At 71.5% G+C, this 22,785-nt stretch carries 21 protein-coding genes; 9 read left to right on the top strand and 12 right to left on the bottom strand.

Annotation, left to right across the window (positions count from 1 at the left end):
• Positions 1 to 27: 27 nt before the first annotated feature.
• A complete protein-coding gene (locus tag ACGFN2_RS00830) occupies positions 28 to 801 on the top strand; it encodes a PaaX family transcriptional regulator C-terminal domain-containing protein (protein WP_393356453.1) in 774 nt (257 codons plus the stop codon).
• 35 nt (positions 802 to 836) lie between these two features.
• On the opposite strand, the gene ACGFN2_RS00835 is transcribed toward ACGFN2_RS00830, so the two are convergent.
• Complete coding sequence (locus tag ACGFN2_RS00835; RefSeq protein WP_393356455.1) at positions 837 to 2,240, bottom strand: alpha/beta hydrolase family protein; 1,404 nt, start codon at positions 2,238 to 2,240, stop codon at positions 837 to 839.
• 431 nt (positions 2,241 to 2,671) lie between these two features.
• Between ACGFN2_RS00835 and ACGFN2_RS00840 the strand changes: the two genes are divergently transcribed.
• Positions 2,672 to 3,205 (top strand): hypothetical protein, encoded by a 534-nt coding sequence (locus tag ACGFN2_RS00840; protein ID WP_393356457.1) that lies wholly within the window; start codon positions 2,672 to 2,674, stop codon positions 3,203 to 3,205.
• Between the two features lie 263 nt (positions 3,206 to 3,468).
• The gene (locus tag ACGFN2_RS00845; protein ID WP_362610537.1) at positions 3,469 to 4,737 is read left to right on the top strand and encodes an aminotransferase; all 1,269 of its coding nucleotides are present in this window, start codon (positions 3,469 to 3,471) and stop codon (positions 4,735 to 4,737) included.
• A gap of 24 nt (positions 4,738 to 4,761) precedes the next feature.
• On the opposite strand, the gene ACGFN2_RS00850 is transcribed toward ACGFN2_RS00845, so the two are convergent.
• Positions 4,762 to 6,177 carry an amino acid permease gene (locus ACGFN2_RS00850; RefSeq protein ID WP_393356459.1) on the bottom strand — a complete coding sequence of 472 codons (1,416 nt, stop codon included), beginning with the start codon at positions 6,175 to 6,177 and terminating at the stop codon, positions 4,762 to 4,764.
• A gap of 78 nt (positions 6,178 to 6,255) precedes the next feature.
• On the bottom strand, positions 6,256 to 7,467 hold the full coding sequence (locus ACGFN2_RS00855; protein ID WP_393356461.1) for a lactonase family protein: 1,212 nt from the start codon (positions 7,465 to 7,467) through the stop codon (positions 6,256 to 6,258).
• A gap of 297 nt (positions 7,468 to 7,764) precedes the next feature.
• Between ACGFN2_RS00855 and ACGFN2_RS00860 the strand changes: the two genes are divergently transcribed.
• Positions 7,765 to 8,853, top strand: coding sequence for a tetratricopeptide repeat protein (locus ACGFN2_RS00860; protein ID WP_362610545.1), 1,089 nt, complete (start codon positions 7,765 to 7,767; stop codon positions 8,851 to 8,853).
• Here the strand turns inward: ACGFN2_RS00860 and ACGFN2_RS00865 are convergent.
• Entirely contained in the window at positions 8,747 to 10,171 is a 1,425-nt protein-coding gene (locus tag ACGFN2_RS00865) for a lipase maturation factor family protein (RefSeq protein ID WP_393356463.1), read from the bottom strand. The two genes, ACGFN2_RS00860 and ACGFN2_RS00865, sit on opposite strands and share 107 nt — an antisense overlap.
• 391 nt (positions 10,172 to 10,562) lie before the next feature.
• On the opposite strand from ACGFN2_RS00865, the gene ACGFN2_RS00870 reads away from it, so the two are divergent.
• Positions 10,563 to 10,733: a hypothetical protein gene (locus ACGFN2_RS00870; protein WP_362606768.1), complete on the top strand. Its 171-nt coding sequence runs from the start codon at positions 10,563 to 10,565 to the stop codon at positions 10,731 to 10,733.
• A 54-nt stretch (positions 10,734 to 10,787) separates the two neighbouring features.
• Here the strand turns inward: ACGFN2_RS00870 and ACGFN2_RS00875 are convergent, their stop codons facing one another.
• The 4 genes from ACGFN2_RS00875 to ACGFN2_RS00890 all read right to left on the bottom strand — a co-directional run bounded on the left by ACGFN2_RS00875 (position 10,788) and on the right by ACGFN2_RS00890 (position 14,421).
• Positions 10,788 to 11,363, bottom strand: coding sequence for a TIGR03086 family metal-binding protein (locus ACGFN2_RS00875; RefSeq protein ID WP_393356465.1), 576 nt, complete (start codon positions 11,361 to 11,363; stop codon positions 10,788 to 10,790).
• 368 nt (positions 11,364 to 11,731) lie between these two features.
• Positions 11,732 to 12,997: a multidrug effflux MFS transporter gene (locus ACGFN2_RS00880; RefSeq protein WP_393356467.1), complete on the bottom strand. Its 1,266-nt coding sequence runs from the start codon at positions 12,995 to 12,997 to the stop codon at positions 11,732 to 11,734.
• A gap of 3 nt (positions 12,998 to 13,000) precedes the next feature.
• A complete protein-coding gene (locus ACGFN2_RS00885) occupies positions 13,001 to 13,645 on the bottom strand; it encodes an NAD(P)-dependent oxidoreductase (protein WP_385461798.1) in 645 nt (214 codons plus the stop codon).
• A 23-nt stretch (positions 13,646 to 13,668) separates the two neighbouring features.
• Positions 13,669 to 14,421, bottom strand: coding sequence for an MBL fold metallo-hydrolase (locus tag ACGFN2_RS00890; protein WP_393356469.1), 753 nt, complete (start codon positions 14,419 to 14,421; stop codon positions 13,669 to 13,671).
• An 81-nt stretch (positions 14,422 to 14,502) separates the two neighbouring features.
• Between ACGFN2_RS00890 and ACGFN2_RS00895 the strand changes: the two genes are divergently transcribed.
• Together ACGFN2_RS00895 and ACGFN2_RS00900 are read left to right on the top strand one after the other, a co-directional pair.
• On the top strand, positions 14,503 to 15,132 hold the full coding sequence (locus tag ACGFN2_RS00895; protein ID WP_393356471.1) for a winged helix-turn-helix transcriptional regulator: 630 nt from the start codon (positions 14,503 to 14,505) through the stop codon (positions 15,130 to 15,132).
• Between the two features lie 539 nt (positions 15,133 to 15,671).
• Positions 15,672 to 17,234, top strand: coding sequence for an AMP-binding protein (locus ACGFN2_RS00900; RefSeq protein WP_393356473.1), 1,563 nt, complete (start codon positions 15,672 to 15,674; stop codon positions 17,232 to 17,234).
• 49 nt (positions 17,235 to 17,283) lie between these two features.
• On the opposite strand, the gene ACGFN2_RS00905 is transcribed toward ACGFN2_RS00900, so the two are convergent.
• The 4 genes from ACGFN2_RS00905 to ACGFN2_RS00920 form a co-directional block, all read right to left on the bottom strand.
• The gene (locus ACGFN2_RS00905; protein ID WP_393356475.1) at positions 17,284 to 18,126 is read right to left on the bottom strand and encodes a nitroreductase/quinone reductase family protein; all 843 of its coding nucleotides are present in this window, start codon (positions 18,124 to 18,126) and stop codon (positions 17,284 to 17,286) included.
• A 616-nt stretch (positions 18,127 to 18,742) separates the two neighbouring features.
• Positions 18,743 to 19,315 (bottom strand): hypothetical protein, encoded by a 573-nt coding sequence (locus tag ACGFN2_RS00910; protein WP_393356477.1) that lies wholly within the window; start codon positions 19,313 to 19,315, stop codon positions 18,743 to 18,745.
• A gap of 170 nt (positions 19,316 to 19,485) precedes the next feature.
• On the bottom strand, positions 19,486 to 19,749 hold the full coding sequence (locus ACGFN2_RS00915) for a hypothetical protein (RefSeq protein ID WP_393356479.1): 264 nt from the start codon (positions 19,747 to 19,749) through the stop codon (positions 19,486 to 19,488).
• 19 nt (positions 19,750 to 19,768) lie between these two features.
• A complete protein-coding gene (locus tag ACGFN2_RS00920) occupies positions 19,769 to 19,981 on the bottom strand; it encodes a hypothetical protein (protein ID WP_393356481.1) in 213 nt (70 codons plus the stop codon).
• Between the two features lie 164 nt (positions 19,982 to 20,145).
• On the opposite strand from ACGFN2_RS00920, the gene ACGFN2_RS00925 reads away from it, so the two are divergent.
• Positions 20,146 to 20,487 (top strand): DUF1330 domain-containing protein, encoded by a 342-nt coding sequence (locus ACGFN2_RS00925; protein WP_362606730.1) that lies wholly within the window; start codon positions 20,146 to 20,148, stop codon positions 20,485 to 20,487.
• Positions 20,488 to 20,700: 213 nt separating this feature from the next.
• On the top strand, positions 20,701 to 22,755 hold the full coding sequence (locus ACGFN2_RS00930) for a restriction endonuclease (RefSeq protein ID WP_393356483.1): 2,055 nt from the start codon (positions 20,701 to 20,703) through the stop codon (positions 22,753 to 22,755).
• Positions 22,756 to 22,785: the final 30 nt, after the last annotated feature.

Consider the following 22,785-nt stretch of genomic DNA (forward strand, 5'->3'; position numbering starts at 1 on the left):
CCGCCCTCGCTAGAATTTCCTGCACATATGAACGACGACCCCACCCGCACCCTCGACGACGCCGAGGCCGCCGCGCTCGCCCTGCGCCCGCTCACCGCCCGCTCCATCGTGCTGAGCACCCTCCTCGGCCACCACCCGCCGCGGCTGCCCGCCCGCGCCCTGGTGCGGGTCGGTGAACTCTTCGGCATCGCCGAGGGCACCGTCCGGGTCGCCCTCTCGCGGATGGTGGCCGCCGGCGACCTGCGGCAGGCCGACGGCTCGTACGCCCTCACCACCCGGCTGCTGGCGCGCCAGACCCGGCAGGACGAGAGCCGCACACCGCGGACCCTCCCCTGGGACGGGGACTGGGAGATCGCCGTCGTCGCCACCCCGGAAGGCCGCCCGGCGGCCGAGCGCACCGCACTGCGCCAGGCCATGGCGACGCTGCGGCTGGCCGAGCTGCGCGAGGGCAGCTGGCTGCGCCCCGCCAACCTCGACCGGCCCCGCCCCGCCGTCGTCACCGACCAGTGCACCTGGTTCACCGGCGCCCCGGACGGCGACCCGGCCGCCCTCGCCGGCCGGCTGTGGGACCTGTCCGGCTGGGCCCAGCGGGCCCGCGCTCTGTCGGCCGCCCTGGAGCGCGCCGCCACCCACGCCGACCGCTTCACCGTCGCGGCGGCCGCCCTCCGCCATCTCCTCGCCGACCCCCTGCTGCCCGCCGCGCTCCTGCCGGACAACTGGCCGGGCGACCGACTCCGCCACGACTACGCGGAGTTCGAGACCGAGCTCAGCGATCTGCTGCGGCAGTACCTGGGCGGCTAGGTGTTCTGTCCCGGCGGGTTCGCCGCCGGGCCGGCTCAGCTGCCGGACAGCTTCTCCTGCAGCCAGTCGAAGACGACCTCGCAGTGCTGCTGCGGGGCCATCGGGGAGCAGTGCAGCTGCGCGCCGGTGGCCGCGGTGAGCTTCACATAGTCCTTGGGGGCCGTCAGCTTCTCGAACATCTGGCGCGGCTGCCCGGGGTAGAACTGCTCGAAGTCGTAGTCGAGCACCAGCGTCGGCATCGTGATGCGGCTCACCACGTCCGTGATGTCCAGCGACTTGATGAGGGTGGCCGGGGTCCAGAAGTCGGTGAACATCTTGCCCTGCCGGGCCGCGAGCATCGCCGGAACCGAGAACGGCTCGATGCGCTTCTTCATCGTCGCGGCCTCGGACGGCGACAGCCCGGGGACGACCTCCTTGTTCCAGATGCTGTTGGTCTTCGCCTTGTCCGGGGTGAGGATCTCCCGGATCTCCGGAGGGAAGCCCAGCCAGGGGGAGAGCACACCGGGCATCGCCACCAGCGCGGCGATCCGGCGCTCGAAGGCCGCGGCCCGCGGCGCCAGGTCCCCGGCCATGCTCAGCCCGGTCAGGGCGATCTTGCCGGTGTCCACGTCCCGGCGGGCGGACAGCCAGTCGACGAGCGGGGTGACGACGTTCTCCCAGCGCGGGGTGAAGACCACCTGGTCGACGAAGAGCAGCTGGCCCTGGCCGGGCCCGTCGTACACCAGGGCGTTCCAGCCGCGCTGGAGGGCGGCCGCCACGCCGTAGGTCCACATGTCGACGTTCTGCCCGTCGCTGCCGTTCGTGAGGATCACGGTGGGGCGCCGTTCGCCGGAGTCGTCCGGCCGGAAGAACCACACGGGCATCGGGGTCTTCCCGTACGGGACGCGCGCCGTCACCGGAACCGGGTCGCACCGTTCGCAGAACGCGTCCCAGGAGTCGCGCCCCGCCTGGTACAGCGCCTCCTCGCTGCCGGGGGAGTCGGAGCCGAGGACGAAGAACAGCGCCTGTGCGTAGTACTGCGCCGCCCGCAGCGCGCGGAAGCGGGTGGTCTCCTTCCCGGGCGTGCCGCTGCTGGGCGGCTGCCGCAGCCGGTCGCCGAGCTTCTTGAAGGTCTCGGTGTAGGTCTGCGCGGAGAGACCGGCCTCGTTCACCGTGTTCACGGCGGTGAGCACCTCGCCCACCTCACCTGCGCCGTAGCCGGACCCGCCGAGCGCCATGAGCGCGCCGAAGTTGAAGGCGGGGTCCTTGAAGAGCGTCATCACTCCGGGCGTGGGGTCGCTCGCCGTGGCGTAGGCGCGGGCCGTGCGACGTGCTGTGGGCTCCTTGGCGGGCGACCCGCTGCACCCGGCGGCCAGGAGGGCTCCCGCGCCGCCGACGAGCCCGGTCAGCGTGGTGCGGCGGGTGGGGCCGGAGGTGCGGTCAGCCGATACGTACGTCATGCCGCCCGAACGTACGAGCCGGGCACCCCGGCCCCCCTCTGCGACACCCGGGCTTCCCCCGAACGCCACGCCCCGCGGCCCCGGTTGCCGCCGGGCCGGGCGGACACCGGAACCCGCTCCCGGTCCGGGAGACCGTCGAGTACGATCAACGGCCCGGACGGCCCGAGTTGGCGCCCAGCGGGACGCGCGCCGCATCGGCAGGGGAGCGTTGGCGCCCAGGACCGCTCCGCCCTCCCGCCGTCCACTCTGGAGAGACACCCATGACCACTCCGCCGCCCCAGGGCGCGCCCCACGGCCAGGCACCCATGTACCCGACGGGTCAGCCCGCGGGGTATCCGCCGGGTCAGCCCATGGGGCAGCCTGCTGGCTATCCGGGGCAGCCCCAGGGCCAGCCGATGGGTCCGCCTGCGGGTCATCAGGCAGGGCAGCCCATGGGCCAGCCCGTGGGATACCCGGCAGGCCAGCCCCAGGCCTACGGGCACCCTGGCTACGCGCAGCCCGGCTATGCCCAGCCCGGCTACGCACCTCCCGGCTACGCGCAGGCCCCCGGATACCCGGCCGCCCAGGTCCCCGCCCCCGGGTGCCGGGGCTGCGGCTCACCGGCCGCGGAGAACTTCTCCGTCCGCGCCCACAAGGGGCTGCTCGTGGTGATGCACTTCCACAAGCTGGACGGCCCGTTCTGCCGGAGCTGCGGCCGCTCGGTCGTGCGGCAGATGACGACCAGGACCCTCTGCCTGGGATGGTGGAGCCCGCTCTCCCTCGTGGCGTTCACGCCGTTCACCCTGCTCTGGAACCTGATCGCCCACCTGAAGTTCAGCAAGCTGCCGCAGTCCGCGCCCGCGCCTGGCCGGCAGCCGATGGACGAAGGGGCGCCGGTGCTGCGCCGGCCGTTGGCCTACGTGGCGCTGATCCCGCTGGCCTGGGCGCTGTGGGTCATCATCGGGGCGATCATCTACTCCGGCTGACCGCCCGGAAGGCATCTGCGACAACCGGAGCAAACCTCGCAGGGTACCCAAAGCCGTTCAAAGTGCCCATTCGCGACGTCACCGACTTCACCGATTTGTCGCCATAGGTCGCCGCGAGAGTCCGGCGTTGGGCCGGAAATGCCGGGCTTGAGCAGGGTCGACTCGGGCCTGGCCAGGGCGTTCGAACGGCGGTTTGTATCCTCGGCAGGCAGCACGAAGCCCCGGGCGCCGTCCCGGGCGCCACCGGCCCGAGAGGAAACACCATGACCACCGAGCTGAGCGCCGATGCCCTGAGCGGGCTCCTGGAGAGGGCCCGCAAGGACTACCAGGACCTTGCGGGGCGCGGGCTCTCGCTGAATCTCACCCGGGGCAAGCCGGCGCCCGAGCAGCTCGACCTCTCCGAGGACCTGCTGAGCCTGCCGGGCGGGCGGCACACCGCCGCCGACGGCACGGACGTCCGCAACTACGGTGGTCTGCAGGGCCTGTCGGAGATCCGGGAGATATTCACCGAGGTGCTCCAGGTGCCGGTCGGGCAGCTCCTCGCGGCCGGCAACTCCAGCCTTGAGCTGATGCACGACTGCCTGGTGCACGCCCTGCTGAGCGTGCTGCCGGGGGCCGGGTCGCGGTGGGCGGACCAGGAGCGGATCGCGTTCCTGTGCCCGGTCCCGGGCTACGACCGGCACTTCGCGCTCTGTGAGCGGTTCGGGATCGACATGATCCCGGTGCCGATGACCGCCGAGGGCCCGGACATGGACGTCGTGGAGCGGCTGGCCGCCGAGGACCCGGCCGTCAAGGGCATCTGGTGCGTCCCGAAGTACAGCAACCCGGACGGCGTCTGCTACAGCGACGCGACCGTGGCGCGACTGGCCTCGATGACCGCAGCGGCGCCCGACTTCCGGATCTTCTGGGACAACGCGTACGCCGCCCACCACCTCACCGACGAGCCCGCCGAGATCGCCGACCTGCTCGCCGCCTGCGCGGACGCCGGGAACCCGGACCGCGCGTTCGTGTTCGGCTCCACCTCGAAGATCACCGCGGCGGGTGCGGGCGTCGCCTTCTTCGGCTCCTCGCCCGCGAACGTGGAGTGGCTGCTCGCCAACAACTCCAAGCGGTCCATCGGCCCGGACAAGGTCAACCAGCTGCGGCACGCGCTGTTCCTCCGGGACGCCGACGGGGTGCGGGCCCACATGGAGCGCCAGCGCGCGCTGCTCCAGCCGAAGTTCGAGGCGGTCGCCCGGATTCTGGAGGCGGAGCTGGGCGGCACCGGTCTCGCCCGGTGGACCGACCCCAAGGGCGGTTACTTCGTCACCCTCGAAGTGCCGGACGGCTGCGCCAAGGAGGTCGTCCGCCGGGCCGCCGAGGCGGGCATCGTGCTGACCCCGGCCGGCGCCACCCACCCGTACGGCGACGACCCGCGCGACGCCGTCATCCGGATCGCGCCCAGCTACCCGGGCCTCGCGGAGCTGGAGCAGGCCATCGAGGGCCTCGCCGTCTGCGTCCGTCTCGTGGGCTACGAGCAGCAGGCTGCCTAAGAGGTCCCCGCCGGCCGGCGCGGCTCAGACCGCGTCGGCCGGCCCCCTCCGCCGCCGCACCTCGTACCCGGCCAGCACCACGACCACCGTCAGCAGGCTCAGCCAGAACTGCGGCCGGCTGTCCGGCAGGAACGCCATCGCCCCGATCACCACGGCCAGCAGCGCGATGGTGAGCCGGCTGAGCCACGGGAACAGCCACATCCTCAGCGTCAGCCGCTCCGGCTCCGTACGCTCCAGCTTCCGCCGCATCCGCACCTGGGCGACCGCGATCGCCAGATAGACGAACAGGGCGACCGCGCCGTAGGAGTTGATCAGGAACTCGAAGACGACATCGGGCGAGATCCAGGCCGCGATCACCGACAGATAGCCGGCCGAGGTCCCGGCCAGCAGCGCCCGGCGCGGCACCCCGCTCGCGCCGACCACGGTGAAGGCGCGCGGCGCGTCCCCGTTGCGGGTAAGCGCGAACAGCATCCGGGAGGACGTGTAGAGCGCGGAGTTCAGGCAGGACAGCACGGCGATCAGCACCAGCGCGTTCATGACCGTGCCGGCCGCGGGCACCGCGAGCCGCTCCAGCACCGCCGCGTACGGACTCACCTCGATCGCCTTCGACGTCCAGGGCACCACGGCGACCACCAGGAACACCGACAGCACGTAGAAGGCCACCACCCGCAGCACGATCGAGCGGATCGCGTCCGCCACCGCCCGCTCCGGCTCGGCCGACTCGGCCGCCGCGATCGTCACGATCTCCGCGCCGGTGAAGAACCCGATGCAGGGCACGACGGCGGCCAGCACCGCGCCGACACCCTCGGGCGCGAACCCGCCGTGTGCCGTCAGATGGCCCAGCCCGCCGGGGGAGTGCGGCCACAGGCCCAGCACGAACAGCGCGCCGAGGAAGAGGAACACCACGATCGCCAGGATCTTGACCGACGAGAACCAGTACTCGAACTCGCCGTAGGAGCGCGCCGAGACCAGGTTCGTCGCGGTCAGCAGCGTCATCAGCACCAGACTGACCGCCCACAACGGCGCGCCGGGAAGCCACAGCTGGACGATCCGGCCGCCGGCCACCGCCTCGACGGCGACCACGATCACGAAGAAGTACCAGTACAGCCAGCCGACGGTGAACCCCGCCCGCAGCCCCAGCGCCTCGCGGACATGGGCGTAGAAGGACCCCAGCGCCGGACGCGCCACGGTCATCTCGGCCAGCATTCGCATGATCAGTACGGTGAGCACGCCGGCCGCCAGGAACGACAACACCGCGGCCGGACCGGCGGACCGGATGACCACCCCGCTGCCGACGAACAGCCCCGCCCCGATGACCCCGCCCAGCGCGATCAACCGCATGTGGCGGCGCTTGAGGCCCTGCCGCAGCCCTCCCGGCGCGGCCGGTGCCCCGTCCCGCGCCGTCCCGTCGTGCCGTACCGTCTCCGTGCTCGTGCTCATGCGGGCCGACGCTAGCGGGCCAATCCTGCGGCGCTGTTGCGGCAGTGTTTCCGCATCCGGGACGGTGGCCTGCCGCGGTCAGCGCGGCAGGACGCACACCGGGACCGGGGCGGTGAACGGCGCACCCGCGCGGCGCAGCGCCCCGGTCCTGGCGTCCACCGCGAACACCGTCACCGACCCCGACTTCTGGTTCGCCGCGAACAGCCACCGCTGGTCCGGCGAGAACGCGATCTGCCGGGGGAAGTCCCCGCCCACGGGCACGGTGTCCAGCAGCCGCAGCCGGGCCCCGCCCGCCTCCACGGCATAGCGGGTCAGGCTGTTGTGCCCGCGGTTGGCGAGATAGGCGAAGCGGCCGCCCCTGGTGACCAGGATCTGTGCGGGAAAGCTGGTGCCCGGACCGGTGCCGGTGGACTGCGGCGCGCCGGGCGTCAGCCGTCCGCTGCGGCGGTCGTAGCGGCAGACCACCACCGTGTTGTCGACCTCGTTCGCGAGGTAGGCGAAGCCGCCCGAGGGATGGAAGGTCAGGTGCCGGGGTCCGGCGCCCGGCCGCAGCGCCGCGTGCGAGAGCCGGGTGAGCCGTCCGGCCGAGGTGTCGAGCCGGTAGGTGTAGACGGTGTCGTTGCCGAGGTCCACGGCCAGCACATGGCGGCCGTCCGGGGCGGTGAGGATCTGGTGGGCGTGCGGCCCGTCCTGGCCGGGGCCGGGCGGCGGGTCGGTGTGGGTGACGAGATCGGTGCGCTCGCCCAGCGCGCCGGTGGCCGGGTCGACCGGATGCACGGCGACGCTGCCGGAGAGGTAGTTGGCGCTGAGCAGCCAGCGCCCGCCGGGGTGCACCGACAGATGGCAGGGGCCCGCGCCGCCGGTGGACCGGGTGCCCAGCACCGCCGGCCGGCCGTCCGGCCGCAGCGCCATCGCGGTCACCCCGCCCTCCTCCCGCTCATTGACCGCGTAGAGCGTCCGGCCGGACGGCGCCAGGGCGAGATAGGACGGGTCGGCGACGCCGGTGACCACCCCGCCGGCGGTGATCCGCCCGGTCAGGGTGTCGTACGTGCCGTAGCCGACGCCGGTGCCGCCGCGCCCGTCGGAGGTATAGGTGCCCAGGAAGAGCGGCCGGGTGCGCGGCGGGCGCGGCCCCGGGCGGCGGGCGGCGGTCTCGGCGGGCGGGGGGTCCTCCAGCGACCGCAGCCCCGTTCCGGCCGCCGCGGCCGCCCCCAGGCCCGCGACGGTACCGAGGAAGCGCCGGCGGCCCGTACCGGTCCCGGTCTGCTGTCCCGTGCCTTCTGCTCCCATGTCACACCTCGGTGCTCGTGGTCAGTGGTCCGTGCTCGGGCGGTCGTCAGCAGGGTGTCCCGTCCCGCCCCGCTCGGGCAAGCCGGGCACCCGCGGGGCGCGGCGCACGACGCCCGCGGGGTCTCTCCTCGGAGGGAGGACCCTGAGACTCCCGTACATCCTCAAGATGACCATGGACCCCCTGCGTAGCACTCCAGTCGTACGGCAACACCCATACGCGGACGGATTCGCCGCCCCCGTTTCCACTCGTAGGTTGTTGATCAAGGCACGGAGATGACGTGAGAGGGCCAGGATCTTATGTACGGCAAGGCATTCGCCCCGGAATACCAGGGCGAGTTGGGTGCGGCCCTGGGAGTGAACTCCTCCTACGAGGAGGTGCTGGAGAAGGCGAGCCGGGCACACGCCGACGCGGGCACCCCACTGGAGCGGTCCCGGGCGGCCCTCGCGGTCGCCGAGGCCAACCGCCGGCTCGGCCGGGTGACGGAGGCGGGCGACGCCTGGCGGGAGAGCTACCGCAGCGCCCGCACCGCCGGTGACGCGGGCGCCATGGCCTGGGCGTTGTGGAGCGGCGGCACCCTGGCCCGCCAGTGCGGCACCCTGCCGCTCGCCCGCCGGCTGCTCACCCACGCCGTGGCGCTGGCCGACGGCAGCGGCGACCGTCTCGCCCACGGCTACTCGCTCGCCGGGCTCGCCGAGACCGGCCGCATACAGGGCGACTACGCCGCGGTCGCCGAACTCCACGAGCAGCTGCTCGAACAGGGCCGGGCGCACGGCGAGGCCCGGCACATGGTCTGGGCGATGTCCGGCATAGCCCAGATGCACCGCAACACCGGCGGCTACGACAAGGCCCTGGAGCTGTTCGAGGAGTCCGCCCGGATCGCCGCCGAGGCCGATGACTTCCGCGGGCGCGCCTGGTCGCTGCGCGGCGTCGCCGATGTCCTGTCCGTCCAGGGCGAGACGGACCGGGCGCTGGATCTGCTGTCCGAGGCGGAGGCCATCTGCCGCGCCATGGACCTGGCGAGCGCGCTCGCCTACAACCACAAGATGCGGGCCAACGTCCTCTACCGGGCGGGCCGTTACGAGTCCGCGCGGGAGACCTACACCCTCTCGCTGCGGGAGTTCCGCGAGATGCAGGAGCCCCGCGGCATGGCCCTCTCCCGGCTCGGGCTCGTCAAGTCCCGCTCCCGCCTCGGCCGCGACCACGACGAGACCCTGGCCGAACTGGCCACCCTCGAAGAGGACTTCACCCGCATCGGCCTGCGCCACGCACGCGAGATGGTCATCGCCTTCCGCGCGGAGCTGACCGGGCCACCGGCGGCAGAAACTCCCGCTCCTCGACGCGATGCCACCACGCCCCGGTATCCCGCAGTTCCCGCCAGGTCGTGAAGCGGTAGCGGAAGACCCGGGCCCTGATCCGGGCCGGCGGCAGCTCCGGGAAGGGGTTGCCGCGCAGCAGTCGCAGCGTGTCCCGGTCGTTCTCCAGCAGCCGCGTCACGAACGGTACGAACCAGGCCCGTGCGTAGGCCGGTGACAGCGCGGCGAACCACATCAGCCAGTCCAGCCGCAGGTGGTACGGCGCGAACTGGCGCGGCAGCCGGCGCACCGCGCCCGGCTTGCCGTGGAACTCGTACGCGAGCCAGGTGGTGTCAGGACCGGTCACCGCGTCCGCCGTCCCCTCCACCACGATCTCCCGGCGCACCCGCGTGATGCTGCCGAACGCGCCGTACGAGTTGACCAGGTGCAGCGACTCGTACGACGTGTTCATCAGCTGCTGACGGGCCAGCAGATTGCGGGCCGGCCGGTAACTGAGCACCAGGACCCCGGCGGTGGCGAGGAGGACCAGGACCTCGAACCAGACGGGCGGCGCCGGGAACGGCGGGGCGTGCCGCGCCCACAGCGGGGCGGCGGCCGACATCGCCAGCGCGATGGTCACCCAGTTCAGCCAGGCGAAGTTGCCGGACAGCACCAGCCACAGCTGGGTGACGACCATCGCCACCGCCGCCCACCCGGCGATCGGCTGCGGGGTGAACAGCAGGACCGGCACGGCGAGTTGGGCCACATGGTTGGCAGCCACCTCGACGCGGTGCAGGGGTTTGGGCAGATGGTGGAAGTACCAGCTCAGCGGCCCCGGCATCGGCTGGGTCTCGTGGTGGTAGTAGAGGCAGGTCAGATCCCGCCAGCAGCTGTCGCCGCGCATCTTGATCAGCCCGGCCCCGAACTCCACCCGGAACAGCACCCACCGCAGCAGCCACATCACCGTCACCGGGGGAGCGGTCTCGGCATTGCCGAGGAACACCGCCAGCGAGCCCGCCTCCAGCAGCAGCGACTCCCAGCCGAAGCCGTACCAGGTCTGCCCGACGTTCACGATGGACAGATACATCGCCCACAGCACGGCCCACATCACCATCGACGCCCACAGCGGCACGGCGTCCGCGGCCCCCGCCGCCACCGCGGCGGCGAGCAGCGCCCCGCCCCACGACCACAGCGCGAAGAAGCGGTCCGAGTAGTGCCAGTGGAAGACCGAGGGCGCCGCACGGAACGGCACCCGCGCCACATACGCGGGCACCGGCAGCATGCCGCGCGCACCGACCAGCGCCCGGAACTGCCGTGCCGCAGCGAGGAACGCGACTACATAGAGAACGGCCAGCATGCGCTGGAAGACCAGCCGCCCCAGCCAGTAACCGGAATCGGAGAACCATGCCACCCGCCCATGGGTAGCACCGTGGCCGCGCGCCCTACGGCATGGCGCGCGGCCCCAGCGGCTGCATTGCTCGCTCACTTTCCAGCGTAGGGAACGGGGCGAATGCAGCAACCGCAGGGCCGTTCGGGTGAGTGAGGTGCATCACAAATTGCACCTCTTTCCCCGTCATTCACGGGCGGCGGTATTCGCACTTTCCGAGGACTTGACTTTCCCACCGGAAAACGTCGAGCGCGCCGCGTGCGGCGTCGTTACTCTGAGGGGCGACGGACGACCTTTCTGGGAGACGCCAACACCATTGGCCCGTCGCGGGAACGCCACAAACCTTGGCTGACCTCCCGGTTTGTGAAAGAGGCGCCACCGCGTCGGAACCAATACCTCGATGAAGGAGTGCGTGGTGGCTTTGCACAAGGCTCAACACAAGCAGCCCCGTCTGAAGCGGGGCGAGCGGCCAGGCCGGATCAAGGAAGTCCGCAACCTGGAAGTCTGGGACCGATGTGCCCCGGTGCGCCTGGCCGGCTGTGAGGACGATCCCGCCGAGCCGAACATCTTCCGCGGTATCGACTGATCGGCTGAACGCAGGTGTGACGCCGGCCCTGACCCCGGGGCCTCCTCCTCCGGGTCAGGGCTGGCGCCCGAGCAGGCACAGCAGCCGGGTGAGGTCATCGGCGTCCGCCGGGGCCTCCACCGCGGGGGCGAACAGCCCGGAGGCGGCGAGCCCGGGGGCGTACGGCTCCACCTCGCGCAGCGCCGCTGTCGCCAGCGGGCCGGGCAACCGCTCATCGGCGCCGATCGCACGGGACAGGTCCCAGGTGTGCACCACCGCGTCGGCCGTCATCTGCGTGCAGTACCCGGCAGCCGGGACCGCGCCGTAGGACAGCTGGACCGGGCGGTCCAGGGTGCCGCGCTCCGCGAACGCCGCCACGGCGGCCACCGCCGCGCGGTCCCAGGCCGCGGCCGGATCGTCGCCGAGCACCTCGCCGTCGTAGTCCGCTCCGACGTCCGTGATCGCGGCGCCGTCCCGCACCAGGCGGGGCACCCACAGCTGTTCGGCCGTGAGGTGGTTCACCAGCGCGCGCACCGGCCAGTCCGTGCACGGCGTCGGGGCGTCCCACTGGTCGTCGCGGACGGCGTGCACCCGGGTCCCGAAGAGCGCGAGAGCCTCCCCGTGGATGCGCCGGATCTCGTCGTGGTTCATGCTCCCCGAGCATAGGAGCGGGCACCGGCAACGGCGCCCCGGCGCGGGGCCGGTCACCTCGGGCGAGTGGTGACCCGAACGGCCCAACGGGGTGGACGATTTCGGGTTTCCCGGAGGTCGACCGGGCTGAGCTGATTCGGTACTTCACGTCGACCGGTGCGGACGAGGCGTTTGTGCGCCGGTTCCGTACGGGCCGCAACGCGAGTACGTCGAAAGAGCGGCCCTCCACGAAGGCGGGCAGCTGCAGGGATGCGAGCAGGTGCCCCGGACGGGCGGGAACGCGTTCCACGCGTCGCTGCACCCGACCGTCGTCGTACGCCTGTCACGCTGATCGCGGAATCACCCTGTTCGCCAGACGCCGGCCCGATTCACTGGATGCCGGCTCGTCTGCGATCGATGTGCCGGCGCGGTCGCCGGTGCCCGGCAGGTCCTTGGCGACCCGGCCTGCGAGTGCGCTCACCGGGCATCGACCGGGTGAGGACGCCGAGTGTGAGCAGAGCGAGCGCCGGCAGCGCGGCGACGATGATTCCCATCGGCAAGGCGTCGGTGGCGCCACCCGCGCCGGCCAGCGGAGCAAGTGCCCCGCCGAACATGAACTGGCTGAAGCCGAGCAGAGCGGCGGCCGACCCGGCGTGTCCGCCGTGGTCGGCCAGGGCCTGGGCCGCGGCGTTCGGCATGACCAGGCCCACGCTGGAGACCAGGACGAACAGGCCGATCAGGAGCACGGGCAGGGGTGCCCGTGTCAGCACCGCGCCCAGGACCGTGGTGCCACCGGCTGTCGCGCCCAGCAGACCGGCGAGCAGCAGCACGCGGGCGCCGGCCCGGTCCACCAGCCGGCCGCTGATCTGGGCGGCCGCAATGAGTCCGGCGGCGTTGACGGCGAACACGGCGCTGTACTGCTGCGGTGACAGGCCGTGGATTTCCTGCAGGACGAACGGCGAGCCGGAGATGTAGGCGAACATCGCCGCGAAGACCAGGCCGTTGGCCAGGACGTACCCGGTGAAGACCCGGTTGCTGAGCAGCTGCCCGAAGACAGCCGGCAGCGGCCGGCGTGACGTGGAGGACCGGGTCTCCGGCAGTCCTGCGGCGGAGGCCGCCAGCATCACGGCGCCGAGTACGGCCAGGCTCACGAAGATCCCCGGCCAGGCCGTGACGCGCAGTAGCTGGCCGCCGAGGACCGGCGCGAACACCGGCGCCAGGCCGGTGATCAAGGTCAGTGCGGAGAAGAGACGTGCGGTGCGGGTTCCGGAGGTGCGGTCGCGGACCATGGCGTTGGCGATGACGATGCCGAACGCCCCGCCGATGCCCTGGACCAGGCGTAGGCCGACGAAGGTCCGGATGTCGGGCGCCACCGCGCAGAGCGCGCTGGCGATCGTGTAGAGGGCGAGGCCCGCCAGCAACGGACGCCGCCGGCCGTAGGTGTCGCTCAGCGGCCCGGCGATCAGCTGCCCGATGGCCAGCCCGGCCAGGCAGGCGGTGATGGTGAGCTGGGTGGCCGCGGCGCCGGCGCGCAGGTCGCCGGCGAGGTCCGGCAGTCCGGGCAGGTAGCCGTCGATGGACAGTGGTCCCAGGGCCACGAGCGCTGCGAGCAGGACGATGAATCGGGTGTGCCGGCCGGCGGCGTCGTTGCTCATGGCTCAGTACGCCACGGTGATGCGGCGGCGGATCGCGGTGCCGCTCTCGATCGTGTCGGCCAAGGCGATCGCGTAGTCGGCGTACGAGATGCGGCTGTTGCCGTCGTCGTCGGTGAGCAGGGTGTCCCCGGCGCTGCGGTAGGCCCCGGTCCGCTCGCCCGCTCCGATGACCGCGGCGGGCGACACGTACGTCCAGTCGAGGTCGTGCACGCCGCGGTAGAGGTCGAGCGCTTCGGACTGGGCCTCGGCGTTGGCCTTCCACAGCGCGGGGAAGTCCGGGTCGTCCATGACCCGGGCGCCGGTCGGCGTGCGCAGGCTACCGGCACCGCCGATGGTGACCAGGCGGGTGACGCCGGCTCGGCGGAGTCCGTCGATCAGCGCACGGGCGGCACCGACGATCGTGGCGCGGTCGTTCTCCTGGCCGATCCGGGGGCCGACGGCCGACAGTACGGCGTCGTGGGAGGCGGCGAGGCCGGCGACCGCGGCGGCGTCTGTGACGTCACCGGTGGTCACGGTCAGGGCCTGGTGCTTGAGTCCGTCGACGTGGCCGGCTCGGGTGACCGCGGTGACGGTGTGGCCGCGACGCAGTAGTTCCTCGGTGGTGGGCCGGCCGATGTTGCCGCTGGCACCGAACAGGACGATCTTCATGTGTTGCTCCTTGTTTCTGATGGTCAGAGGACGGGCCGGCCGTCGGCGATGAGGGCCGCGGTGATGCCGCGCTCGTCGGCGGCGTGCTGGAAGCGCTGCTCGATGTCGGGTTGTTCGGTGTAGAACGGCGGGTTGTGGAACAGGCCGTAGTGCATGGCGCAGACGGTGCCGACGCCGAGTGCGACGGCGGCCTCGACGCCCTGCTCGGGGGTCATGGTCGCCGGGACGTTGGCCGCGTAGCCCTCGAAGTGGGCGATGACGCCGTTGACCGGGACGAACGCGACGTCGAACGGGCCGTGGTCGCGGGCGATCTGCCACCAGCTGCCGTGCCACTGGGTGTCGCCGCAGTGGATGACCCGCCGGCCGGCGCCTTCGACGACCCAGGCGACCTGGTCACAGTCGTTGCCGCGCCAGTCCAGCGAGGTCACCGGGGTGACGGTCAGCTTTCCGATGCGGCGTGACTGGCCCAGGTCCTGGGCAACGGGGGTGATGCCCACCTCGTGCAGCGCCGCCGCGCTCGGGGTGTGGCAGCCGATCGTGCCGGTGGCCGCGATCCGGGCGATCAGGTCGTGGTCGTAGTGGTCGGGGTGCAGGTGCGTGATGAGGGCGTGGGTGCCGGGCGGGGTATCGACCGGGTCGACCGGCCGGTGCGGCGGCCCCATCACCGGCGCCAGCGGAGCGACGTTCTCGAGCGGGTCGATCAGCAGGCAGGTGTCGCCGAGACGGATCTCGACGCCGGCCCAGGCCAGCCGACGCACGGAAAGGGTGGAGGTCATGGGCAGCGACGCTAGACCGCCGTTGTTGAGAAAGTCAACAAGGGAGTTTTGAATCTCAATACCGCGATGTAGGGTGGTGGCATGCGCACCTACGGGCAGTACTGCGGCATCGCGAAAACACTGGACACCGTCGGGGACCGATGGACCCTGCTGATCGTCCGTGAACTGCTCGCCCTGGGGCCGTGCCGGCACACCGACCTGCGCAACGGGCTGCCCGGGATCGCCAGCAACCTGCTGGTCGACCGGCTCCGCGAACTGGAGGGAGCCGGCCTGATCCACCGCGAGGCCGCCCCGCCGCCGGTGGCCACCACCCTGTTCTCCCTCACCGAGCGTGGCCGCGCGCTGGAGCCGGTGCTGCGGGAGCTGAGCCGGTGGGGCATGCCGCTGTTGCGTGAGCCGGGCGGCAGCGACACCTTCCGCACCCACTGGCTGGACATGCCCGCCCGGGCACTGACCGACCACCGCCCCGACCAGCCGGCAATCGCCCTGCAACTGCACGCCGACGGCAACGAAGACCTGGTCATCGAAGTCAAGGACGGCTCGGTGCACACACACGCCGGCCGGGTCGACCACCCCACCGCGTCACTGACCGGACCGCCGCACCTGCTGGCCGCGACCCTGCTCGGCGACCTCGATCTGAGCGCCGCAGTACAGCAAGGCCTGCGGCTCAGCGGCGAACGCGAGGCAGTACTGCGCATCCTGCCCCGCTGATCCGGGTGTGAGTAGTTGCCGGACAGAAAGTGCCGCTGCTCGTGCTCGATCCACAGCCGCACGGTGTCGTCCGAGACGGTGGTGAAGGTGTACATCTCGTCGTGGCGCGGCTGGATGCTGCCGGTCCAGCGGGTGCTGAAGCGGCCGGCGGGGGTCTCCGGGTCCGGTGAGCCGTCGAAGCGGTAGGACTTGTCACCGTCGGGTCGACGGTGGTTGCCACGGGCGGCTGTGCATCGCTCGCTCCTCGGGTCAGTTGGTCACGTACGTGCCTTCTGCGCCATCCCGCATGGTGCAGTCCCGGCACCCCTACCGGAAGCCCCAGGCGTAACAAACAGCGGAGCACCTTGGGGGCGCAGGCGCGGAATCGGGGGAGTTGGCGGGTGGCGGCCGGGGAGACCTCGGATCTAAGGCGGCCGGGGGGAAGGGCCGGGAAGGGAACCCCCGGTGGCCGAGGGCGTACTGACGTCGCATCAGCGCCCTGGCGGGGACCGCCGCTTGCCGGTTCAATGAGCCATCCGGTCGCACTCAATGGAGGCACCATGGAAGCCGTCGCCCGATCCGCCGCCGGTGCCCCGGCCATCCGCTGCGCGGGCCATGAACGCGACTATCCGGCCTTCCTCGAACGTGCCGCCCGGATCGCCACCGGACTCAAGGAATGGGGAGTTGAGCCCGGCGACCGGATCGCCGTCGTGCTGCGCAACGAGCCCGCCCACCTGGAGATCACCGCCGGCGCCGCCCTCCTCGGAGCCTCGGCGGTACCCGTCAACTGGCACTTCCGGCACCACGAGCTACGGCATGTGCTCACCGACAGCGGCAGCAAGGTGGTCTTCGTGCACACCGACCTGCTCGCCGCGGTGTCCGCCGCGCTCCCCGAGGGCGTACGGATCGTCGAGGTGGCCCTCCCGGCCGGGGTCGCGGCCGCCTGCGGGATCGCCCCGCCGCCGCCCACCGGCCGCCACCCGCTGCTCGACCACTGGCTGGAAGGCTGCGCACCACTGCGGGAACCCGCCGGGCAGCGCCCGCCCACCATCATCTACAGCTCCGGAACCACCGGACGCCCCAAGGGAGTACTCCGCGAACCCGTCGCCGCGGACCGGCTGGAGCAAGCCGTACAGCGGTTCCTGGAGTACTTCGCCGTCGCCCCCGGCGGCCGTACGCTCATCCCCGCCCCGCTTTACCACGCCTCGCCCAGCCAGCACGCCGTCCTCGCTCTCGCCGCCGGACTGGACATCACCCTCATGCCGCGCTTCGACGCCGAGGAGTTCCTCCGGCTGATCGAGCGGCACCGCATCGAGCAGGTCCAGGTCGTGCCCACGATGTTCGTCCGGCTGCTGCGGCTGCCCAAGGATGTCCGTGAGCGCTACGACCTGTCCTCGCTCACCTCGGTCGTACACGCCGCTGCGCCCTGCCCGCCGCACATCAAACACGCCATGATCGACTGGCTGGGGCCGGTGCTGCGGGAGTACTACGGCGGCAGTGAGACCGGCGCCGTGACCTGGTGCGACAGCGCGGAGTGGCTGGCCCACCCCGGCACCGTCGGCCAGGCCACCGGCACCTGCGGCATCGCCGTCCTCGGCCCCGACGGGACACCGCTGTCCACCGGCGCCACCGGCGACATCTACTGCAAACCCGGCGACGACTGGCCCCGGTTCACCTACCTCGGCGACCCGGACAAGCGTGCCGCCATGGAAGCCCCGGGCCTGCCCGGCTACGTCACCATCGGGGACATCGGCCACCTCGACGCGGACGGCTTCCTCTACCTCAGCGACCGCCGCAACGACATGGTCATCTCCGGCGGCGTCAACATCTACCCCGCGGAGATCGAGGGCTGTCTGCTCGCCCTCGACGGCGTCCGTGACGTGGCGGTCTTCGGCATCCCCGACGAGGAGTTCGGCGAGGTCCTCGCCGTTCACCTGGAGACCGAACCCGGCGTACTGCTCAGCGCGGAGACGGTACGCGCCCATGTCGGCGCGCGGCTCGCCGGCTACAAGGTCCCCCGGGCCGTGGTCTTCGAGGAGCGGCTGCCGCGCGACGAGTCGGGAAAACTCTTCAAACGGCGGCTGCGCGACCCGTACTGGGCGGGGCACGACGGCGCGATCTGAACACCGCGGTCCGAAAAGGCGTGCCCCGCCCGGCGGCCGCTGCCCTGGCTCAGCAATTCCCTCCGTCGAGGACCGGAATCAACTGCTCCTCCTCATAGGTGAGATGGTTTTCCACCTCCTCCGTGAGCCGCTCGACTTCGGAGAGCACCCGTTGCCGGTCCGCGTTCTCCTCGGAGATCACCCTTTGCAGGGCGGCGAGAAGGTCCGCGAGTTTCTCGTGCTCCTGACGCATACGCTCCAGGGCCGGCGCGAGTTCCGGATGATTCTCGCCGAGCATCGGAAACATTCCGGCGTCCTCACCGGTGTGGTGGTTGTGCAGGCCCTGGCACAGGGCGAGGCAGTTCATTCGGAGCTGGGCGCCGAGGCCGGGGCCGGAGGTGGCGATTTCCTCGCGGATCAGGGCGAGTTCCCGGCGGAATCCGTCGTGCACGGCCTTCAGCGCCGCCCCCACCGAGGCGGCGCTGATACGCGGCGGCCCGGCCGGAATCTCCTCCAGCGCCACCACGGGCAGCAGGCGGTCCGTCCTCTCCTGGTACTCCGACCATCCCGGATCGGCCTCGGCAGCCCGGGCGAAGGCACGGTCACGCGCGGCGCCCTCCAGCACCACGGCCTGCGCCTCGTAGGTGAAGACACCCGACTCGACGGTGACCCGGGGATGCGCCACCAGGTTGTGGTACCAGGCCGGATGCCTCGGTGCGCCGGCTGCCGAGGCGATGACCAGGACGCGTCCGTCGCTGTCGGGAAGGTAGCCGAGCGGGGTGGTGTGCGGGGCGCCGGACCGCGCCCCCGTAGTGGTCAGCAGAAGCAGCCGGCCGCCCTCGAAGGGGCCGCCGACCCGTCCGCCGTTGGCGCGGAACTCCTCAATGACCTGTTGGTTGAAATCGATTGGCATAGGCGGTGTTTTCTCCAGGCTGGAAGTACGGGTGAGCCCACGGAAGGAGCGTTACGCGGGCAGGATGAATTGACCACGGAGGAAAGACAGTCGTCGACCGTGGCGCGGAGCGCCGGAGCGCGGAAGAAGGAAACGGAAAGGGCGCGGAGACGCGAAAGAGGCACGCGTGCGGGGGTGGCGCGCGCAGAGAAACCCGTGCGCGGCGCCGATGATGCCGCAGGCGGAAGAAGAACGCGAAACGCGCGAAGACTGAAAGAGCGGAGGGGCGGGCCTCGTGTCACCCGCCGGACGGTCACGTGGTGACCGGGAACCTCACTCGCTCATGGCACATGGCCGACCCGGTAGTCACAGCGCTAAAGGTAATGCCACAAAGGGGCCGAGGCAATGGTGAATTGAGATTCGGTCAGGAGGGGGAGGTCAGGTTGTCTTGGGGAAGGCGGTGCGGAGCCAGCCATGAGATGCGGCCGAGCCGAGTGCGCGGCCGAGGAGCAGCGGCAGGCCGTCGGAGGGTCACCTGGTGACGGGCCCATCGCCCCGAGGGCAGCAAGCGTCCCAACTTGCTGGTCGAAGAGGTCGCCGTGCCGTCGCCGTGCCAGATGCCGGCCAGACCATGCGCCTATGAGGACACTGTGACGTCAGTGATCTTGGCGGTCACCTTCGTCGAACGGCTGGCGGTGGAGATGGCGACCGGGGTGTAGGTGAGTTGATCCCGGTCGGAAAGCTCCATCGTCTGGATGACGGGTCCACTCTCGTCGCCACGGATTTCGTAGGTGAGGGAGAGGGTCTTCTCCGGGTCCAGAGATGTTGCGCTGACGTACGACAGTTTCGGTTCTACCGTGATGTTGCACCCGGCACTGCCGAAGCACTGCTTCCTCGTGGTTTTCAAGGACAGCTCGAAGTCCGTGAATGTGGGGCTGTCGTTGTAGGTCTCCTCGGCGTCTTCGATCGACTCCGTGGGCTCCTCGGAGGGCGCCGCAGGTGCCGACGTGGCCGACTTTGACTTGGGGCCCGCGGCCTCCCCGCCAGAGCTGGAGACGAGCATTGCGGTGGTTCCGGAAGAGATTGCCGCGATGATCACAGCCCCCACGATTGCCCTGATCGCGGGGCGTCGGCGTGTGGATGTGGCCGGAGAAGGCGGGACTGGCGGCATCGGCGGCACCTCGGGGGTGGCTTCAGTCTTTTCGTCCACGGCATGGTTCCTTTCGACTCACGAGGCGCCATCTGGCTTTGGCATGTCGCTTGGACTCAGGACGACGCCAACAGGCTTGTCTCACTCGCAATCTGACGGGCCGGCCGTTCCATAGCCCGGCGTTCGGCGCTCCGGCCCGAGTCTCGTTGCCCTTCTCGGCTGCCCGTCGGTCACCACCAGCCGCCGCGACTGCGCCAGATCGGTGTGCACCGCCCCGTTGCTTTCCGGTGAGCCAGCACTCCGACGATGTAGAACGGCTTGAGGAGCCACCAACCCGCCCACACTTCGAAGACGAGGCACCACCACAGCAGCATGAACGGCGCGGCGACGCAGCCGGCTCCGCCGCCGCTGCTGTGCCCCCGCCCGCCGGTCAGCGGAATGCTGCCGCCGATGGAGAACGGCCCGGGAAGCGGGATGCGCCAGCGCAGTCGCATGGGCATGTTCCTTTCGTGGCTACTTGCCGATGTGGATCTTCTCGCTGTCGAGCAAAGCGGTGTGCGTCGTCGCGACCAGCATCAGCAGAACGAGCAGCAGCCCGGTCCAGTTCTTCGGGTCGTTGCCGGATACGGCGGTGGCGAAGACGAAGATGCCGACCTGGATCACCACGTAAACGGCCGCCAGCCACGGCTTGATGACGCCCTTCACGGCGGCCACGACGAATGGCACTGCGGCGAACAGACTGAGAGGCTGCGGGCGGGTCTCTGTGTCGAAGAGGTCCGGGGCCCGGCGGCAATGGCAGGCCGTGTCTTACCCCGGAGGTAATCGCCCCCACCCCCAACAACTGAAACCGTGGCATCCACCGGATCACCCACGCACCGGAAGGAAGCCCCATGACCGCGTACGCCGTTGCTCATCTCCGTCCCGCCGGGCCGCACCCGGAGGTCTTCGAGTACATCGAGAGGATGCAGGGGACGCTGGACCCGTTCGGGGGGCGGTTCCTTGTGCATGGTGCCGAAGTGGAGGTCAAGGAGGGGAGCTGGCCCGGGGCGCTTGTGGTGATCGGGTTTCCCGATATGGCGCGGGCCCGTGGGTGGTACGAGTCGCCGGCCTACGCGGAGATCCTGCCGTTGCGTACCCGTCACATCGACGGTGATGCGGTGCTGGTGCCGGGGGTGCCCGAGGGGTACGACCCGGCCGTCACGGCGGCGAAGCTGCGGGCGGCGGCGGGCTGACGAGGCGGGGCCGGGCCCGGGAGGGTGGCCGGTCCGGCTTGTGCAGGAGTCCCGTGATGAGGGCGGAATTGTCGTACCGACCGTGACCGGCCGCTCGCTCCCCCGCTAAGGTCTCAGCACCAGCGCAGGTGAAACCGCTTCCACAGGGTTCTGGGGGCCAGCCGCCCCGGGGGGAGGACACAGAGCGACATGAGCCGCCGTTCCCATGGGTTGATGGCCATCTGGGCCGAGGCGCAGCGGCAGCAGCAGCGCCGGGAGGAAGCCCAGCGCCGCGCGCGGGCCCAGCAGCAGCGCGACCAGGAACGGCAGGCCCGGGACGCCGAGCGCGCGATGGCCCGGATGCACCGCGAGCGGCAGGCGGCCTACCGGCAGCAGCGCGAGGCCGACGCCCGGCGCCGTACCGAGGAGCTGGACGGCCGGGTCGCCGTGCTGACCGGCCTCCTCGCGGAAGGCTGCCGGACCCCCGCGTTCACCCCCGACGCGCTGCTGCGCCCCGAGCACATCGAGGAGTTCGCGCCCGGCGCCCTCGCCACCCCGGTACCGATGCCCGACCCGGCGCGCTATCAGGCGCCGCCGGGCGACTGGCAGGTCGGCGACCGCCGCGACCGCGCCGAGGGCGAGGCCCGCGCCCGCTACGAGCAGGACCGGTATGCCGCACAGGCCGCCGAGAGCCGGCGGCAGACCCAACTCGCGGCCTACCGGCAGCAGTACGACCAGTGGGCCACCGGCACGCTCACCGGCATCCGGCAGCACAACGACGGGATGGCGGAGCTGCTGGACGGCCTGCGCGACGGCGACCCGGACGCCGCCGTGGAGTACTTCTCCGCCGCGCTCTACTCCTCCACGGCCTGGCCGGAGGGCTTCCCCCGGCAGCTCGCCGCCGCCTATGACCCGGCGGCCCGGCAGCTCGTCCTGGACTGGGAGCTCCCCGGCTACGACATCGTGCCGGCCGCCAGATACGTCCGGTACCTGCCCAGCGTCGACCAGGAGAAGGAGACCGCCCGGCCGGCCGCGCAGCGCCGGGCGCTCTACCGCGATGTGCTGGCCCAGAGCGTGCTGCTGGTGTTGCGCGACCTCTTCGCCGCCGACACCTACGGCACGCTGGACTCGGTGGCCCTGAACGGGTTCGTGGACGAGGTTGACCCGGTGACCGGCCGTCCGGCCCAGGTGTATCTCGCGAGCGTCATGGCGCCCCGCAGCGCCTTCGACGCCTTCCACCTCGCGCAGGTCAGCGCGGTGGAGTGTCTCACCGAGGGGTTGCGCGGGCAGCTCGCCGCGCGTCCCGACCAGCGGACCCCCGTACGCCCCGCACGCCTTCCGGGCGAGGTCGGGGGCGAGGTCGTCGCCCACGGCACGGACGGCGCACCGGATCTGTACGAGATGGACCCGGTCGCGTTCGAGAACCTGGTCGCCGAGCTGTTCCGCGCGATGGGCATGCAGGCCGTGACCACCCAGCGCTCCGGTGACGGCGGGGTCGACGTGGACGCGCTGGACCCCGACCCGATCCGGGGCGGCAAGATCGTGGTGCAGGTGAAGCGCTACCGGCACACCGTCCCGCCGACTGCCGTCCGTGACCTCTACGGCACTGTCCAGGCCGAGGGCGCCAACAAGGGCGTACTGGTGACGACCTCCCGTTTCGGCCCCGGCTCCCACACCTTCGCCAACGGCAAGCCGCTCAGCCTGATCGCCGGCTCCGAACTCGTCAACCTGCTCGGCCGGTACGGGCTGCGCGGGCGGCTCGGCACGGACGCGCCCGCCGGTCCCGCCGCGGCCGACGAGGCGCCGGACCACAACATCCTCGGCATGAACTGGTCCGGCGAGGTCGCCCTCGATGTCTGCGCCCTGGTGTGCAAGGGGACCAGCGTGCTGAGCGAGGACCAGTTCGTCTTCTACAACAACCCGCGCAACCCGGACGGCTCGGTCCGGATGCTGCCCGGTTTCGCGCCCGACCGGGCCGCGATGCAGGTGCGGTTCGAGGCGCTCCCGCCGGACGCCGACCGGCTGGTCCTGGTCGCAGCGATCGACCCCCAGGCCAACCCCGACGCCGATCTCTCCGGCTTCACCGACGCCCGTATCCGGCTGCTGGACGCGTCGGGGGAGGAGCTGGGGCAACTGGCGGTCTCGGAGGGGCGGCGCGGTGAGACCGCGCTGGTGCTCGGCTCGTTCCGGCAACGGACGGGTGGCGACTGGGACTTCGTGGGGGGCGGCAAGGGCTTCCCCGGTGGCCTGGAGGCGCTGGTGCAGGAGTACGGCATCGAGGTCGCCTGAGGGCGGACGCATCGAGGTCGCCTGAGGGCG

The organism is Streptomyces sp. NPDC048612, from assembly GCF_043199295.1.
Lineage (GTDB): Bacteria > Actinomycetota > Actinomycetes > Streptomycetales > Streptomycetaceae > Streptomyces.